General features: G+C 62.6%; 17 protein-coding genes. 9 read left to right on the forward strand and 8 right to left on the reverse strand.

Annotated elements, in window-relative coordinates; all coding sequences use genetic code 11:
* Positions 1-4: 4 nt before the first annotated feature.
* The gene (gene ygfZ, locus HFX_RS01770; RefSeq protein ID WP_004058115.1) at positions 5-1,144 is read right to left on the reverse strand and encodes a CAF17-like 4Fe-4S cluster assembly/insertion protein YgfZ; all 1,140 of its coding nucleotides are present in this window, start codon (positions 1,142-1,144) and stop codon (positions 5-7) included.
* Positions 1,145-1,248: 104 nt separating this feature from the next.
* A complete protein-coding gene (locus HFX_RS01775) occupies positions 1,249-1,548 on the reverse strand; it encodes a DUF6432 family protein (RefSeq protein WP_049917444.1) in 300 nt (99 codons plus the stop codon).
* 104 nt (positions 1,549-1,652) lie between these two features.
* Here HFX_RS01775 and HFX_RS01780 point away from each other — a divergent pair, with 104 nt between their 5' ends.
* The 6 genes from HFX_RS01780 to HFX_RS01805 all read left to right on the forward strand — a co-directional run bounded on the left by HFX_RS01780 (position 1,653) and on the right by HFX_RS01805 (position 7,568).
* Complete coding sequence (locus HFX_RS01780) at positions 1,653-2,609, forward strand: DUF7093 family protein (protein ID WP_004058113.1); 957 nt, start codon at positions 1,653-1,655, stop codon at positions 2,607-2,609.
* 70 nt (positions 2,610-2,679) lie between these two features.
* Positions 2,680-3,060, forward strand: coding sequence for a DUF5611 family protein (locus tag HFX_RS01785; protein WP_004058112.1), 381 nt, complete (start codon positions 2,680-2,682; stop codon positions 3,058-3,060).
* Between the two features lie 254 nt (positions 3,061-3,314).
* Positions 3,315-3,773: a universal stress protein gene (locus HFX_RS01790; protein WP_004058110.1), complete on the forward strand. Its 459-nt coding sequence runs from the start codon at positions 3,315-3,317 to the stop codon at positions 3,771-3,773.
* Positions 3,774-3,972: 199 nt separating this feature from the next.
* A complete protein-coding gene (locus HFX_RS01795) occupies positions 3,973-4,941 on the forward strand; it encodes an ROK family protein (RefSeq protein WP_004058109.1) in 969 nt (322 codons plus the stop codon).
* Positions 4,942-5,633: 692 nt separating this feature from the next.
* Positions 5,634-7,115: an LVIVD repeat-containing protein gene (locus tag HFX_RS01800; RefSeq protein ID WP_004058107.1), complete on the forward strand. Its 1,482-nt coding sequence runs from the start codon at positions 5,634-5,636 to the stop codon at positions 7,113-7,115.
* A gap of 120 nt (positions 7,116-7,235) precedes the next feature.
* A complete protein-coding gene (locus tag HFX_RS01805) occupies positions 7,236-7,568 on the forward strand; it encodes a NifU family protein (RefSeq protein WP_004058105.1) in 333 nt (110 codons plus the stop codon).
* A gap of 174 nt (positions 7,569-7,742) precedes the next feature.
* Here HFX_RS01805 and HFX_RS01810 read toward each other — a convergent pair whose 3' ends face one another.
* From HFX_RS01810 to HFX_RS01820, 3 genes are read right to left on the reverse strand one after another with little or no spacing between them, the layout of a single operon-like run.
* Positions 7,743-8,447 carry an HAD family hydrolase gene (locus tag HFX_RS01810; RefSeq protein WP_004058103.1) on the reverse strand — a complete coding sequence of 235 codons (705 nt, stop codon included), beginning with the start codon at positions 8,445-8,447 and terminating at the stop codon, positions 7,743-7,745.
* Positions 8,448-8,506: 59 nt separating this feature from the next.
* A complete protein-coding gene (locus HFX_RS01815) occupies positions 8,507-9,913 on the reverse strand; it encodes a DUF402 domain-containing protein (RefSeq protein ID WP_004058101.1) in 1,407 nt (468 codons plus the stop codon).
* Positions 9,910-10,284, reverse strand: coding sequence for a DUF7532 family protein (locus HFX_RS01820; RefSeq protein ID WP_004058099.1), 375 nt, complete (start codon positions 10,282-10,284; stop codon positions 9,910-9,912). Before HFX_RS01820 ends, HFX_RS01815 begins: the two co-directional genes overlap by 4 nt.
* 98 nt (positions 10,285-10,382) lie before the next feature.
* Between HFX_RS01820 and HFX_RS01825 the strand changes: the two genes are divergently transcribed.
* Positions 10,383-11,426 (forward strand): PrsW family intramembrane metalloprotease, encoded by a 1,044-nt coding sequence (locus HFX_RS01825; protein ID WP_004058098.1) that lies wholly within the window; start codon positions 10,383-10,385, stop codon positions 11,424-11,426.
* A 41-nt stretch (positions 11,427-11,467) separates the two neighbouring features.
* Here the strand turns inward: HFX_RS01825 and HFX_RS01830 are convergent, their stop codons facing one another.
* Complete coding sequence (locus tag HFX_RS01830) at positions 11,468-12,079, reverse strand: riboflavin synthase (RefSeq protein ID WP_004058095.1); 612 nt, start codon at positions 12,077-12,079, stop codon at positions 11,468-11,470.
* Between the two features lie 163 nt (positions 12,080-12,242).
* Between HFX_RS01830 and HFX_RS01835 the strand changes: the two genes are divergently transcribed.
* The gene (locus HFX_RS01835; protein ID WP_004058093.1) at positions 12,243-13,007 is read left to right on the forward strand and encodes a DUF502 domain-containing protein; all 765 of its coding nucleotides are present in this window, start codon (positions 12,243-12,245) and stop codon (positions 13,005-13,007) included.
* 2 nt (positions 13,008-13,009) lie between these two features.
* Here the strand turns inward: HFX_RS01835 and HFX_RS01840 are convergent, their stop codons facing one another.
* On the reverse strand, positions 13,010-14,836 hold the full coding sequence (locus HFX_RS01840; RefSeq protein ID WP_004058091.1) for an SLC13 family permease: 1,827 nt from the start codon (positions 14,834-14,836) through the stop codon (positions 13,010-13,012).
* 120 nt (positions 14,837-14,956) lie between these two features.
* Between HFX_RS01840 and HFX_RS01845 the strand changes: the two genes are divergently transcribed.
* Positions 14,957-15,199 carry a DUF7533 family protein gene (locus HFX_RS01845; protein WP_004058089.1) on the forward strand — a complete coding sequence of 81 codons (243 nt, stop codon included), beginning with the start codon at positions 14,957-14,959 and terminating at the stop codon, positions 15,197-15,199.
* Positions 15,200-15,247: 48 nt separating this feature from the next.
* Here the strand turns inward: HFX_RS01845 and HFX_RS01850 are convergent, their stop codons facing one another.
* The gene (locus HFX_RS01850) at positions 15,248-16,462 is read right to left on the reverse strand and encodes a M24 family metallopeptidase (protein WP_004058086.1); all 1,215 of its coding nucleotides are present in this window, start codon (positions 16,460-16,462) and stop codon (positions 15,248-15,250) included.

Genomic DNA, 16,462 nt, shown 5'->3' on the forward strand with positions numbered 1-16,462 from the left:
GTTCCTATTCCTCCGATTCCAGATACGCCGGAATCCGCGCCGAGCGGGCGCTCCCCTCGACAAACGGCAGCGTCGCGCGAGTCACTGGAACCTGCTCACCATCGACGACGACTGCGAGTTCGTCGGTGTCGAGGTCGTAACCGACGAGCGCGAACCCGATGGTCGACCCGACGACCGGGGCGTCGACGGCACGAGTGACGGTCCCGACCGAGTCGCCGTCGGCGAGCACGTCAGCCCCCGTTTCTGGGAGCACACCCTCCGGGAGCGAACCAGTTCCCGCTTCCGGACGTTCGTCGGCGCGGAAGCCGACGAGACGGCGCGAGGGCTGGCCGCGGTTTTCGACCTTCGAGACGACCTCTTGGCCGACGAAACAGCCCTTATCGAAGTCGATTGCGTGACGGAGACCGACGACGTTCGGCACGTTTCCGCGCAGTTCCGTCTCGAAAAGTGGCGTTCCGGCCTCAGCGGTGAGACTGTCCCACGTCTGGTAGCCGAGAGGAATCGCCGGGTTGCCGTAGAGCAGCAGCGCCTCGAACACGTCTTCGGCATCCTGTGCCCGGCAGATGAGGTCGTAGCCCTCCTCACCGGTGGGGTTGTCGGAGGCGACGACAGTCACACCGAGTTCACCGCCGATAGAGCCGCGGACGAAGGACAATTCGGGTTCGGGCGCACCCGCGCCGGAGAGGATGCTCGCGACTTTCTCGGTCGACTGCGGGCCGTGGACGCCGAAGACGCCGAACTCGTCGGAGGCGTCGCGGATGCGGACGCGCTGGAGGAACGTCTTCGAGCGCCATTCCTCGACGAGCGGCTCCGCGCGGTCCCGCGGCGTAAAGAGCAGCAGTCGCTCGCCGGCGTTGTAGATGTACAACTCTGTCTCGATTCGGCCGTCAGGGTCGAGCAGAAGCGCGTAGACGCCCTCTCCATCTTCTGCCGGAACGGTGTTCGTCACGGCGTTGTCGACGTACTCGATTCGGTCTTCGCCCTCGACGACGACGACGCCGTAGCCGTGTTCGATGACCCCGACACCGTTGCGGACGGCGCGATGTGTCCGCTCGGGACGACCGTAGTTGCTTACGACTTCGACTCCGCCGCGCGTCTCGAACGTCGCACCGTGGGCCTCGTGAATATCGGCGACGAGTGTCATTACTCCCCGTTTTGATTTCAGCGCGTAAAACCCTCCCACTCGCGGTCGAGACACCCGGTTTCGCGCGGGCGTCTCGCGAGTGGTGTCGAACCCGGCTCAGAGTGTTACAGTCCGAGTCGGCCGCGGAGTCGGTCGAACAGCGACTCATCGTCTTCGATGTCTTCGCTGGGGTCCGGAACGACGCGCTCGTCCGGGTGGATGAGCACCCGCGTTTGTGACTCTTCGACCACGATGAGGTTCTCTCCTTTGAGCGCCGACAGCGCCTCTTCGATGGTGTCGATGTCGGCGTCGACGGCAGCCCGGAGTTCGAATACCGTCATTCCCTCGTCGTGGCGGTCGACGAGCGCGTCGAGCACCGCGACCTCGATGTCGCGGCGATTCCGAAACTCCCGCCTCGCTCTCATAGCCGACATATCGTTCGCCTCCTGTTTACCTGTACCGACCGTCTGACGGGCGTCCGACAGGCAGGGGGTACCTTTTTGTTCCCGAATCCCGGAATCCTCGCGTAATGGGACTTACTTGCCGTCTTCTCGGGCACTCCTACGGAGATTCCGAGACGGAACGGGAGCGCGAGGAACGCGGCGACGAGGTGGTCGTGTCGATTCGAGAACTACAAGTCTGCACGCGGTGCGGACAAGAACAGGTAATCAGCGAGAACAAGGAGGTGACCGCTATTCGGACCCCCGAAGAACTCGGGATGACGGAAGGTGAAGCCGAAACAGCGGCAGCGGGATTCGAACCTGCAAACCCGATGCCGGGCACTGACGAGGCCGACAGCCCGGATATCGAGACAGCGCCGGACCCGGAGACGGAGACCGGAGCAGGAGCGGGTACCGAAGCAGAAGCCGAAGTACAGTCGACGGGGGACCACCCGACAGCCGACGAGACGCCCGACGCTGAGGAGGCGGACGCCGTCGACGCGCCGCCGGTCACCGACGACGCCATCATCCTCGGCGAGGACGAGGAAGAGTCGGTCCAGCGCGACCGGACGCAGTGGCCCGACGAGGTCGACGAGGTCGAAACCGACGACCCGATGCCCGAGACGCCCGTTGAGGGCGACGACGCAGAGTTCATCGACGCGGACGCCGAAGTGGACGAGACCGACGCAGCACCTGAACAGACCCGCAAGCGCGGCGCGTGGCCGGACCCGCCGGGCGAAGACGAAGGATGGGACGCGGAACCGGACGACGGCGAGCCTGTCTCCGTCTCTTTCGGCGGCGGTCTGGCGCCGGAGGGCAACGGGTCCACAGCACCCGAGTCGAACGGCCAGTACATCGACGCCGAAAGCGAAGACGACTTCGTCCGCGCTGACGAGACGAACGTCGCGAGCGAAGCGCCCGACGAAGCAATCGAGTACTACTGCCCGAACTGCGGGCATGCTCGCGGCGCGTCAGCCTCATCGATGCGCGCGGGCGACATCTGCCCCGAGTGTAAAAAAGGGTACATCGCAGAGCGGGAATCCTGACCGCGCCACGCCGTCGCAGGCGTTGCAGAGTCACGAAACAGGTAAACCATCCCCTGTCGAAAAGGCGTCCATGAAGGAGTACAAGATGCGTCGTGGGGAGACGCTCGAAGAACGAATCCCCGACATGGAAGCGACCGTCGAGGACTACTTCGGTTCGATTACGGGAACTGAAGAGTACAAAGGAAGCGAACTGTACGTCATCGACGAACCCGAAAACCCCGTGTTCAAGCGCGTCGTCGCCGGGGCCGTCGAGTACAGCGGAAAGAAGGACAAACTCGCAGTCAACTTCGAAGAAGCTGACCCGGCGGATCTGGCTCCTGAGGACCTCGAAGCCGCTGGCGAAGCCGTCAGCGCGAAAAACGACTTCCTGCTCGAAGCGACGGGTCGCGATGCGAAGTCGCGCCGCAACTCGATGAAACGCGCAGTCGAAGACGACTCACCTGACTTCTGAGTCACCTGTAGCGCGATTCGGTTTTCTTGCAGGCTGTTCTCTGAGTAGCCACACCACCGATTCGAATGGGATGACTGATTCGGACCTGTTTGCCAGCTATCGGATGACGCCCTCTACCCAGCGGAAACTACATGATGCTACCATTCGACACACCGCCTGTGAGCGACTGCAAACCGTAGCAAGACGAATTTTTATTTCGAATTTGAGTAAAAACTCCCGGCACGGTTAAGTGATGCCGGTTCGAACCCTGTGGTATGGCTATCGAAACTATCTTGCTCGCCGTTGGCGCGAGCGATGCGGACCGACTCGACAGACTCGCCGAAGAGAGTATCGACGTTGCGGGCCCGACCGGTGCGACGGTCGTCATCGGTCACGTCTTCACGAAAGCGGAGTACAACGACGCGCTCGACAACCTCGACTTCGACGTTACTGCCGAGGAAGTCTCGGGAGATGACGTCGCGCGGCGACACGCGACCGTCCGCGACCTCGTCCGTCGATTCGACGACGCAGGCGTCAGCTACGAGATTCGCGGTCCAGTCGGCGACCACGGTGAGAAACTCATCGAACTCGCAGGCGAAGTCGACGCTGACCGGCTCATCGTCGGTGGTCGAAAGCGCTCACCAGCCGGTAAGGCTGTTTTCGGGAGTCTCGCACAGGAAGTCATGCTCAAATCTCCGTGCCCCGTCACGTTCGTCCGCGCGGACACGAAATAGACACCGTCTAAATGTTCTCTCGCGGGTAGCGATATCCCTTCGTCCGTTGTTACCGGATTCACGGTTGTCCATAGGCCATTCTACCCCACATCTCCAGCGAATCCTATCGAATAGGTAACTAATAATCTGTTACCAACTCACGAGTAAATCTGTGTAAAATCCCGCTTAGTTAAGTGGAGGGCGCATCCCTATGGGAATAATGGCGTACTACGTGGGCGTCGACCTGGGGGCGACAAACGTCCGTTCGGTGGTTGCCGACGACGAGGGAACAGTCCTCGGGCAGTCCCGTGATAGAACTCCACGCGGGCCGACAGGTATCGCAGTTACCGAGGCAGTGCTCGGCGTCGTCCGTGAGGCATGTGACGAAGCGGGTATCGACCCGAGCGAGGCAGTTGCCGCCGGTATCGGCGCGATTGGTCCGCTCGACTTGGCTGAGGGTGCAGTCGAGAACCCGGCGAACCTCCCGGACACCATCGACCGGATTCCGTTGACCGGTCCGATTTCGGTGCTCCTCGATACGGACGAAGTGTACCTCCACAACGACACCAACGCCGGCGTCATCGGCGAGCGGTTCCACTCGGACCGGAACCCCGACGATATGGTGTATCTCACTATCTCCTCCGGTATCGGTGCGGGTGTCTGTGTGGACGGGCACATCATCGATGGGTGGGACGGCAACGCCGGTGAAGTCGGTCACATGACGCTCGACCCCCATGGCTTCATGACGTGTGGGTGTGGTCACGACGGACACTGGGAGGGCTACTGTTCGGGGAACAACATCCCGAAATACGCCCGCGAACTTCACGAAGAAGACCCCGTCGAAACCGCGTTGCCGGTAGAAAACCCGACGTTCTCCGCAGTGGACGTGTTCGAACACGCTGGCAAGGACGACTTCGCCGACCACGTCATCAGCCAACTGGGCCACTGGAACGCGATGGGCGTCGCCAATATCGTTCACGCGTACGCCCCGCTTATCATCTACGTCGGCGGCGCAGTCGCACTCAACAACCCCGACTTGGTGTTGGACCCAATCCGAGAACAGATGAGCAACATGGTTATGTCGAACATTCCTGAGATTCAACTCACGACGCTCGGCGACGAAGTGGTCGTCGAGGGTGCACTCGCAAGTGCGATGACCGCTGGGACCGGAGACCGCTCACGGCTGTAAGGCCGTGAGAACGCAACGGTCGCAGCGTTGGTGGGACCGGAGACCGTTCGCGGTTGTAAGGCCGTGAGAACGCAACGGTCGCAGCGTTGGTGGGACCGGAGACCGTTCGCGGTTGTAAGGCCGTGAGAACGCAACGGTCGCAGCGTTGGTGGGACCGGAGACCGTTCGCGGTTGTAAGGCCGTGAGAACGCAACAGTTGTAGCGTTGGTGGAATTGGCGACCAGTCTCGAATCTGATGCTTACGAATGCTTCCGGTGAGAGCATTGCCGAGGCTAGGAACTACTTACGACTACGGCATTCGCGTAGTGATTCCCTTAGCCGCCGACTGGTCGGTCAAAATCCACCACTTAGTTATCTAATCTGATATTCGGTGGCGCAGTCTTATAACCTCCCTCGAAAAATGCGATGATGTGCACCCGACGACGCCGAACAACTCGGCGCGCCGGTCGGCGTTTCCCCGTTCCCGCCGAACCACATGGTGCACGGGCGTTCCACCGGAAGCCTAGAACGGGACGGTCGGCATCCCCACCACCACTGCCGACCATTCGACGCCGATGGGGCCACCCACACCCACCCACCCACCCACACCCCTCGGCGTCGTTCCAATTCTCAGTGACTCTACAGCCCAGCAAGTATGCCCCTGTCCTGACAGTCGCCGTCCTATTTTTCCCCTCAGGCCCCAGAGACTAGCTGTGGACCGCCGCCAGTTCCTTCACGTGACCGGTGCGGCCCTCCTCGCAGGCGTCACCGGCACGTCTCACACCGCAGTCGCCCATCCCGGCCCGTTCGAACCGCTCGGCCGCATCGATATCGACGGCGCGAAGGAAGCCGTCCTCTCGCCCGACGGGAAAACGGCCTTCGTCGCCGCAACGACCGGCTACGTGATAGTCGACATCTCGACTCCCGACCGGCCGCGCATCATCGCCGAGCGGCGCAACCTGCTTGCAGACCGCGACGATGGTCCGCTGCGTGGCATCTTCGACGTGAAACTGGACGACGACACACTCCTCGTCGTCGGTCCGGCGAACCCGCTTCCGGGTGCGCCAACTGGCGTCCTCGTTGTCGATGTCTCCGACCCACACGCTCCCGAGAAACACGGCTTCTACGAGACGGAATTCCCCATCCACAACTGCTTCGCTGCCGACGGACGAGCGTATCTCACCGCCAACGACGGCGACGAAAACCCGCTTGTCGTCCTCGACATCGAGACCGGTGACGAACTCGGTCGCTGGTCCGTCGTCTCGGCGGACGAGCGCTGGGCCACCGTTCCATCGGGGGTTCGGGCCGTCCACGACGTGTGGGTCCAAGACGAGATTGCGCACATCGCACTCTGGGACGCTGGTACGTGGCTTGTCGACCTTTCGGACCCCGATGACCCCTCGGTACTCGGGTCTGTCTCACCTGGTGACCCAGACACGATTGCGGACCTTCCGATTCGCCAGCGCCAACTTGCGGGCCGAACACCGCCCGGAAACCATCATTACGTCGCAACCGACGATTCCGGCGACCTGCTCGGCGTCGGCATCGAGTCGTGGGGCGTCGAAATCGAACGTGACGACGAGACGACGGACCTCGTCGGCGGGCCGAGCGGAGTCGAACTCTGGGATATCTCCGACCCGTCGAATCCGACGCGACTATCGACAATCGACCCCCCGACCAGCCCGGACCCGACGTTCGGCGGCGTCTGGACCACCGCACACAACTTCGATTTCCACGACGGCCACCTCTACACTTCGTGGTACCGTGGTGGTGTGAAGCTCCACGACGTATCGGACCCGACCGACCCGGTGGAACTCGCGTGGTGGCGCGACCCCACTCGTGCGAGTTTCTGGACCGCGCAGTACGCCTACCCCTTCGCCGACGAGGGCGTCTTCGCCGCGTCGAGTTGGGGCGGCCGAGACGGGTTGGGTGCGCTCTACACGTTTCCCGACCACGCCGGCGAGCAACGCGACCCACCGCCGCTCGGTGCTGAACCGTCGACTAACTCATCACACAACACACACAACTCCGCGGGGACGGCGACTTTCGGAGCAGAATCGACGCCGACGGCATCGGCGACCGAGACAACTCCGACATCCACTACGACCGACGCGACGGGGTTCGGGCTTGGCGTTGGAACCGCCGCGCTCGTGGCTGCTAGCTGGTGGTCTCGGCATCGTCGCCGTAGTGAGTGACGTGGTGCGTCGACCGACCACACGAATCTATCACGAACAACCGGGACAGCCTTTCTCTCGTCTGTTCGTGAGTGGTGAGAACCGTTTCATTCTCATACGTGGGCTACGAAGCTTCTGAACATGAGCGACGAGTCGGAGAGTCTCAAAGAGCGCGTCGAGACGTGGATGGTCGGCCAGATGCCCATCATCCAGATGCACGGCGGCAACAGCGTCGTGCGCAAGGCCGATGCCGAGTCCGGGGAGGTCGTCGTCGAACTCGGCGGTGCCTGCGCCGGATGCGGCATCTCCAACATCACCGCCCAGAACATTCAGTCGGACCTCATCATGACGTTCGACGAGATAACGGACGTACAGGTCAAAGTCCCCAGTTCGGGCGACCACGGGAGCAGTACCGTCGAAGGCGGTCGCGGCGGGGAACTGCAGTACGGCGACGAAGGCCCTGGACATTTCTAACCACCTTTTTTAACAGGGTCCTCGGCGACTTCATCGCCTCGAACCCTGCCAAAAAATCTGGACCACCGCCAGAAGTCGTCGACTTCTGGCTGTTCAGCCAGAACGTACCGTGTTCTGGCGACAAAAATCCGAACCTCGCTTCGCTCGGTTTGGTTCAGAGTCAGACCGCGGTAGTTACATGAGTTCACCGATGAGCCGCGGTAATTCGTCGAGATTGTCGATTTCGCAATCCGATTCTCGTTCAGGTCCCCGCGATATGGGCGACTCTCTCGATACGTGAACGGTCGTCATGCCGACTTCTGCGGCCCACATATCCTCGTCTAGTCGGTCTCCAACCATGACGCAGTCCGTCCCGTCGAGTCCGGTTTCGTCTAAGAAAATTTCGAACGGTTCGACGGTCGACTTCTCCGCTTGAATCGCCGTCGAATACAGCACTACGTCGAACTTGTCCGCGATATCAGCGGACCCAAGGCGGGTCTCGGTCATCATCCGATTCCCGTTCGAGATGACCCCTGTGACGAAGCCCTGACGGCGACAGAATCGAAGTACGGATTCGGCGTGCTCGTCCAGATGCTGGTGTTGCAAGCGCGTCTCCCAGAACAGTCGGTCTAAGGACGCTTTCTCCTCCACCGAGACGTCTTCCCCCCACACGTCGAAAAAGACCTCCGAGAACGTCCCGAAGTGGAACCGGCGATAGTCTCTGTGGTACTGCTCTGCGAACCGAGCGCTGGCGTCCCTCAAAATCGACTCGAACGCCGACGCTTCGAGTTCGTATCCACTCTCACACAGGCATTCGTACAGGGCCGCCGTCGCCTTCGAAACGTCGTTCTCTCCGTGAAATAACGTCCCACCCAAATCGAATGCCACAGCGTCAACCATTCGTTGGGAAGCACATCCTCACCCCGTGAAATCACTTCGTATTGACAGACGAGGCGATGTTATCCCGACAGCGCCGACTCCAGACTCGACGCCACCGACCGCGCTTTCTCCGCGAGTTCCGCCGAGATATGTCCGGCTTCGACCGCCTCTTCTAACTCGTCGTCGTCGACACGCTCGACGGTACCGTCGGCGTGTTTCACCACGTCGACGTGGAGGTCGGTGTAGCGAATCCGGTCCGGGAAGCACTCCACCGGAGTACAGATGTTGACGTAAGTCCCCTTCACCCCGCCTTCCGAACTTCGGTAGACGGTTGGGTACCACCAGCGTCCTTCGCGGAACTTCGTTATCGCCACGTCGCCCGACTCGCGGTCGACGCCGAGGGCGTCGTAGGTTCCGCCGCCGGTCATCTGGCGGCGGAGTTCGAGGGTTCCTTCGGGGTCGTATTCCGAAACCTCTCCGGAGCCGAGAGTGATGAGTCGGCCGTCGGGCTTCCCGTGGCCGATTTCCACGTCGTCGCCCTCGCGTGGGCCGAACTGCGCAGTAACCACGCCGAACGGGAATTCGCCGTCGCCGACCGATGCGCAGAGTGCTTCGGCGAGGTCGACACCCGCGGAGGCCTTCGGCGACGCGGCCTTCGTCCGGTGATGGCCGGGCATCGTCGTCTCGACGGCTCGACGATGCTTGTCGAGTTCGAAACGGGTCTCGCGGCCGAACCAGACCCAGTTCGTCGCCGTCGGTGCGGCGACCGTGCGGGGTGCATCGACCGGTTCGTCGAGAGCTGCGTCGAGTTCGCTGGCGACCTCGGCGGCCCGGTCGAGCGCGTCGTCGAGCGCGCTCATGTCGGCATCGACGGCGTCTCTGTGCCAGCGGATTCCCCACCCCTCCGGCGGGTCACCGCCGAGCAGGTCGGTCATCCCGGCGAGTTCGCGGGCCGCGGCTTCGTCTCGCGTGTCGACGCGGACGCCATCCGTATCCGGGTCGAGCGTGGCGAGACCGGCGATAGCGCGGATGTCGCCCGTCAGTTCTGCGCGACGACTCGCCCACGGCGGAGCCGACTCGGAAATCTGGACACGGACCTCGTCGCCGACCTCGACACGGCCGTCGAAGTCGCCGTAGGAAAGATACCCTTCCGTCTCGCCGAGGTCGCAGATGGCACCGCCGCCGAGCGTCTCGGTTACGCGGGCGTCGAACACCGCACCGGTCGGGGCCGGGTCGTCCCACGCGAAGGTGTCGATGCCGAGGTCGCACAACTGCTCGGTAGCGGTGGCGACTGCGTCGGGCGTTCCCATCGCGCCGACACCCTGTCGGTTTCGCGTGGTTTCGACCGACACGTCGTGGTCCGTAGACTCGAACTCGGTGTCGAACCGCTCTCGAATCGGCGCGGAGGCCTGGACTATGTTGTGGCCGGCGTCGAGGAACAACCGAGTCAGCGCCGTGGTGTAGATGCCCCGAACGCGGACCTTCATAGGTCGTCTGGGTCGTGAGCGAACTTCACGCGCCCTTCGACGGTCGGTCCGAGCGTGAGTTCGACTACGTCCTCCGAGAGGATGCGTCCGCCCTCGATGGGGACGCCCCACGAATCGAACTTGAGGTAGCCACGGAGTTCAGCCCCGTGCGTGTAGGTGTCGACGTGGTCGACGGTGTGTTCCTGTACGTCGCTGGCGCTGTGGGCCATCTCCATGTCGGAGTAGAACGTGCCGCCGTCGCCGAAGAACTGTTCGATGCTTTCGGCATCCGATTCGACTGCGTCACTCACGAGGTCCGACGCGGCCCGGAGGTCGTCGGTATCGAGGCCGACCTCGCGGAGCGCCGCCTGTTCGCGGGGGTCGAAGTGCATATCCGCCCTTTGGGTTGAAGGTTTTAACTTCGCTCGGTCGGGCGCGGCGTCGCCTCAGGGCGAAGCTATTACCCAAATGAATCCCTCTTTTTCACCTAATGGAAGGGAGACAGGACCCGGTCGAACGCGCCGCCGACGGGGAGACGGACCTCTATGATATCGCAACGTGGGAGGAGCGAACCTCTGTCGATGGCCTCGTGGTGGCGTTCCACTGGCTGTTGCACGTCTCGTCTCGCGCCGTTATCGTACTCACAGCGTTCACTATCCTCGCCTTAATCGGTGGCCTCTCCGCCATTACCGACCCGCAGGTTGGGTTTCTCACGCTGCTTTCGGCCCTCCCGGCGCTCGGGCTCGCGGGGTACGTCTACTACACTGATGTGACGGATAACGAGCCGCTGTGGTTACTCGTGGTGACGTTCCTCCTCGGCGTCCTCACGGCGACGTTCGCGGCCGTCCTCAACTCGCTTTTGAGCAACGCTGGCCAGCAGATTGCGAGCGAACTCTCGCTGTCGGTCGGCTTCATCGGCTCCGTCATCTTCTTCTATCTCGTCGTCGGCCCGGTCGAGGAGGTCGTAAAACTGCTCGCAGTCAGGCTCTACGCCTACTCGCATGACAGTTTCAACGCCGTCATCGACGGAGCGGTCTACGGTGCGATGGCAGGACTCGGGTTTGCGACCATCGAGAACGCGCTGTACATCACGCGTAACCTCCAAGCCTCCGGACTCGACCTCGGTGTCACAAGCGGCGTCGGAATCATCGGTGCTGGCGGGACGATTACGGCGGTTCGCGCACTCGCCGGTCCGGGCCACGTCATCTACTCGGCCATCGCTGGCTACTACCTCGGCCTCGCCAAATTCAACCGAGAGAACGCCGGCCCAATCGTCATCAAGGGACTGCTCCTCGCGGCGCTCGTCCACGCGACGTACAACTCTACGGTCGGTCTCGGCGCAACCGCCGTCTCGGCGATAACGGGACTCGGCGAACTTCCGTCGTTCCTCGTGTACGTCATCATCTACGACGGCGTCTTCGGTCTCTACCTTATCGGGAAACTCCACCGCTACAGTAACGCGTACCACGACGCCCACGACAACGGCCCGAGTGCAGCGGCGTTCACGTCAGAGCGGACGGAGTTCGAAGACTGAACCGCGAAAACGTCGTTAGTCGACGATTTTCGAGTAGCCGTCTACTCGACCAGTAACCGCTCTGTGTACCCCTCGAGCATCGACTCGACGTACTTCGCTATCACGTCGACTTCGACGTGAATCGGGTCGCCAACGTCCTTCTCGGAGAGCGTCGTCAGGTCGTAGGTTGTTGGGATGATAGCTACAGTAAAGGAGTCCTCGCGCCGGTCGGCCACGGTGAGGCTGATGCCGTCGAGACAGACGGACCCCTTTTGAACGACGTAGTTCGACAGCGACTCGGGGAGGTCGAACTCGAAGAACCAGTCGTCACCGACTCGTTCGACGTTCGTGACCGTCGTCGTCCCGTCGACGTGGCCCTGAACGATGTGCCCATCGAACCGGTCGTCGGCCGCAAGTGCGCGTTCGAGGTTGACTCGGTCGCCCTCCGAAACCTCGCCGAGGTACGTCTTCTCGACGGTTTCTGTGGCGAGGAAGACTTCGAACCAGTCGTCGCCGAACTCCTCGACGGTCAGACAGACGCCGGAGACGGCAATGGACTGGCCGTGATGGAGGTCGTCGAACGCGAGGTCGGTCCGGATGCGGAGGCGGCGACCACCCTCGGTGTCAGTTACGCCGACGATTTCGCCCGAGCCTTCCACAATGCCTGTGAACATACTGACTGCTTTGGGAGGTGAGACTTAACCATTCTCATTTCTGTTTTCTATCACGTTTCTGTGATGGATGCCGTTTGTTTCGCAGTCCGCGTTTTCTGTCCGGGAGGAATGTGCCATGCTAACTCGACCATACAATTTTACTCTTATCGGTCGCAGTCCCCGTATGACCGTTCTCTCACGGCTCCGAAGCAGTTTCGTGACTGGGCTAATCCTCGTCTCGCCCCTCGCCGTGACCGTGTTCGTCCTCCAGTTCACGTTCAACCGTATCACCACGACGCTACGGCCACTCGTTCGACAGGTCACGCCGTTTCTCGCCACGGTGCTCAACTACTCGGGAGATATCGTCCTAATCTCGCAGGTGCTGTCGGCGTTCATCATCGCGATAGCTATCTCACTCATTGGATACCTCGCGTCGATAAGCCTCGGCCAGCGACTCTTCGGTAGTTTCGAACGCGGTGTCAAACTCCTCCCGCTCGTCCGCACCATCTACTTCGGCGTCCGGCAAGTTTCGGAGTCGCTTACCGAACCGACCGCGGGCTACGACCGGGTCGTCCTCGTCGAGTACCCGCGAGAGGGGGTCTATTCGATTGGGTTCGTCACCAACGAGGCACCGTCGCCGGTGGTGAATGCGCTCGAAACGGACCTCTACACGGTGTTTCTTCCCCACAGTCCGAACCCGACCGCTGGCGCGCTCATCATGGTCTCGGACGACGAAATCCGCGAACTCGACATGCCGGTCCGCCGTGGACTGCGTCTGCTCGTCACTACGGGATTGAGCATCGACGACCCCGAGACGCTCCCATCGGGTCCGGCAGCCTACTCGCCGTCGAACTCGGACGGCAGAGACGGTTCACACTCGGATAGCAGAGACGGTTCGAACTTAGACAGCACGAGCGAGACCTCTTCTGAACAAACACAGGCTGAATGAAGTCAGATTCCCCACAGGAGGACGATGCCGACCGTCGTCACCACCGTCAGCAGTAATTGCAGCGGCGCACCGACGCGGAGGTAGTCGGTAAAGCGGTATCCGCCGGGTCCGTAGACCATGAGATTCGTCTGGTAGCCGATGGGAGTCATAAACGCGGTGCTCCCGCCGAACGTGACGGCGATGGCAAAGCCGAATGGGTCCGCGCCGAGCCTGAACGCCGTGTCGATGGCGACGGGTACAACGAGCACGACGCTCGCGACGGGCGTGATGACGTTCGCCAAAAGCCCCGTGAGCAAGTAGAACGCGGCGAGAATGGCGACCGCGGGGAGGTACGCCGTGGCGATGCCGAGGAAGTCGGCGATGAGCGTGACCCCACCGGTCAATTGGAGTGCGCGACCGAGCGGAATCACCCCGGCGAGGAGGAAGATAACGTTCCAACTCACCGCTTCGTAGGCCTCACTCGTCGAGAGACATCCCGTCGAGACCATCGCCGCGACGCCACCGAGCGCGGCAATCGCGATGGGAACGACGCCGAGTGCTGCCAGTCCGATGACCGCCGCGACGATGGCAAACGCCCGACCTGTCGTCGGTGACAGCCCTCCGTTTTGTTCCATCACTTTCTCAGACACCTCGCTCGTCACGACGAAATCACTGCTCTCGCGAAGGTATCGTGCCGCCTCGTTCGTCGTCTGGAGGAGCAGTGAGTCACCGGTGCGGAGTTCGACATCCCGAAAGTGTTTGCGAATGAGGTCGCCACCGCGCCGGCGCACGGCAAGCACCGTCGCGTCGTATCGCTCGCGGAGGCGCGCTTCCCCGATAGTTTCGCCGATGAGTCCTGATTCCCGCGGGACGACCAGTTCGACGAGCGTCACGCGTTCGGGGTGGTCGAGTTCGGCATCGGTCACGGATGCCCGCGGAAGAAATCGGAGGTCGGCGAGGGTACAGAATCGACGAATCGTCGCGGGGTCGCCGCGGACGGTGAGAATATCCCGTGCCGTCACCTCCCGGTCGGAGTCGGCGGCGATGAAGTGTTCGCCGCCGCGGAGCACGTCGAGGACGTCGACGTTGAGGTCGCGGTGGGTGTCGTCGGCGACTTCCCTCACGGGCGCGCCGACAAGCGGGGACCGAGACGGGACCAGCACCCGGGCGAGAAACGGCTCGACGCCGTAGTTCGCCGTTCTGTTACCCGGTTCGATTCGCTCGGGAAGGAGCCGCGGGGCGACGGTCAAGAGATACACGGAACCGACGACGAACACGAGCGCACCAAGGGGCGTAAAAACGAACATCGAAAACGGCGGGTTCCCGGTCGTGACGGCGTACGCCTCACTGGCGACGAGGTTCGTTGCAGTGCCGATGAGCGTCAGCGTCCCGCCGAGCATCGAGGCGTACGAAAGCGGTATGAGCAGTTTCGACGGCGACACCTGCGCTTGGTCGGCGAGGTCGGAGACCATCGGGATGAACACCGCCACGACCGGCGTGTTGTTGACGATGCCCGCGATTGGCCCGGTTAGCCCGACGACCGCACCGAGTAATCTGTTCTCGTTGCCATGGGTGAACTGCGAGATCGCATCACCGAGCAGTCGAATCGCCCCCGTCTGCCGAACCCCCTCGCTGAGGGCGAACATCGAGAGAATCGTAATCGTCGCCGTGCTCGAAAAGCCCGAAAGGCCGGTCTGGAGGTCGACTCGCGTCCACGGTTCGAGAACGACGAGCGCCACGATAACGCCGATGGCGGTCATATCCGGCGGTACCACTTCGGTCATGAAGAGGACCATCGTCACGACCACAAGTGCGAACACCACGAGCATCCCGGCCGTGACGGCGACCATGTACGTTATCGACCCGGAGACGGCTTAATGGTGTCTCGGATGAGATTAGCGAGAGCTAACAAGAGGCTCGATTAACTCGGGCCGCGACGTTTTTGTCCGCACGTAGACTATCGGCGTTCGATGGGACTCGGAATCTTGGACATGGTCGGTCTCGGTGCGACCCTCATCTTCGCCCTGCCCGTCGGCATCTTCGGGCTGAACCTCCTCACCGACGGCCAGACGGTCTTCGGCGGCGGGATGGTGTTCCTGGCCGTACTCATGGTCGCACTCCCGCAGTACCTCACCATGCCGCAGGACCTTCCAGCGATTGCCGCCGAAAAGGTCGTTGGCGGCGTCGCGAAGGACCCGGACGACGAGAAGTAGGGACGACGAGCAGTAGTCTCGATTTCGGACGTGAGGTGACGCAGGTCGTCACCACCGACTCGGGTCGAGACCGGTCGGCGCGTCGACGAGCATCCGTGGGCCGTCTTCTTCGACGACGAGCACGTCCGTTAGTTCGACGTGACCGTGTTCCGAGTGTGTGACCGCAGCGCGGACCCTGAGAACGTTTCCGGCAGCGAGTTCTCTATCACCGTCGAGCGGCGGGTCTTCCCGTGCCGAGAGACCGATGCCGCCGCCAACGTCTCGTGTCACTTCCTCGTCCATCGAGAACCCGAACGCGGCCGTCTCCGCGCGAATCTCGCTTCCGAGGAATCCGGCACTCGCACCGGGGTCGGCTTCGACGAGCGTGACGTCGCGGGCGGCGTCGCAAGCGACGTGCGCCCGGCGCTCCCACCCGCCGTCGGGGTCGACGACGAAGGTTCGCGCGAGCGCCCCGCGATACCCGGCGGAGCCTCGCGGAGCCACCGAGACGACGATTGGCTCGTCGGCGACGAGTTCGACTGCTGACCCGCGTCCGGCACGGCCATCGCGTTCGTCGCTGTCGCCGTCGTCGCTGTCGCCGTCGTCGCCGTCAGTGCTTTCCCCACGTCCGTCGCTTCCACCGCGGTTTCCGGCGCGAACCGTCGTCGCACCCGCGGCATCGACGCCCTCGATTGCGAGTATCGCGTTCACCTGTCGGCGAAGTCGTTCTGTCGACAGCGGCGCGCCGTCCCAGACGAGCACGTCGTCGGAACCGGTCTCGTCACTCTCGGCAGACACAATCGATTTGGCGAGTATCTCGGCGGCGCGGCCGATACCCCGCTTGGCGGCTCGTTGCGTCGATTCGATGGCCTCGCGTTCGTCTTCGTCTTTCACCGCGCGTGCATCTCGAAGCACTGTCGTCGAGGCGAGGTCGTAGCCCGCCGATTCGAGATGGAGCGCGGCATCGTACGGAATGGTTTGTGACGCGAGGACAGTTCCTTCGGCCGCGTGTTCGCCGAGAACGGCCGCCGCGGCTTTTCCGGCGGGTCTGTCGTCGACACGGACGGAGACCGCATCGTCGAGTTCGGGACGGTCGACAGTCGACGGAACGCGAAGATGTGTCTCGCCGGGGATGCGAACGAACACGAAGTCGGTGTCGAGCCTGCGGCCGGTGAGGTAGCGACCCGTCGGGCCGTCACCGCGACAGACGGCGACGAAGCCGACGGCATCGCGTTCGCTGATGGCCGCATCGATAGCGGCACCGCCTCGGGAATCGGACGGCAC

The organism is Haloferax mediterranei ATCC 33500, assembly GCF_000306765.2.
Classification (GTDB): Archaea; Halobacteriota; Halobacteria; order Halobacteriales; family Haloferacaceae; genus Haloferax; species Haloferax mediterranei.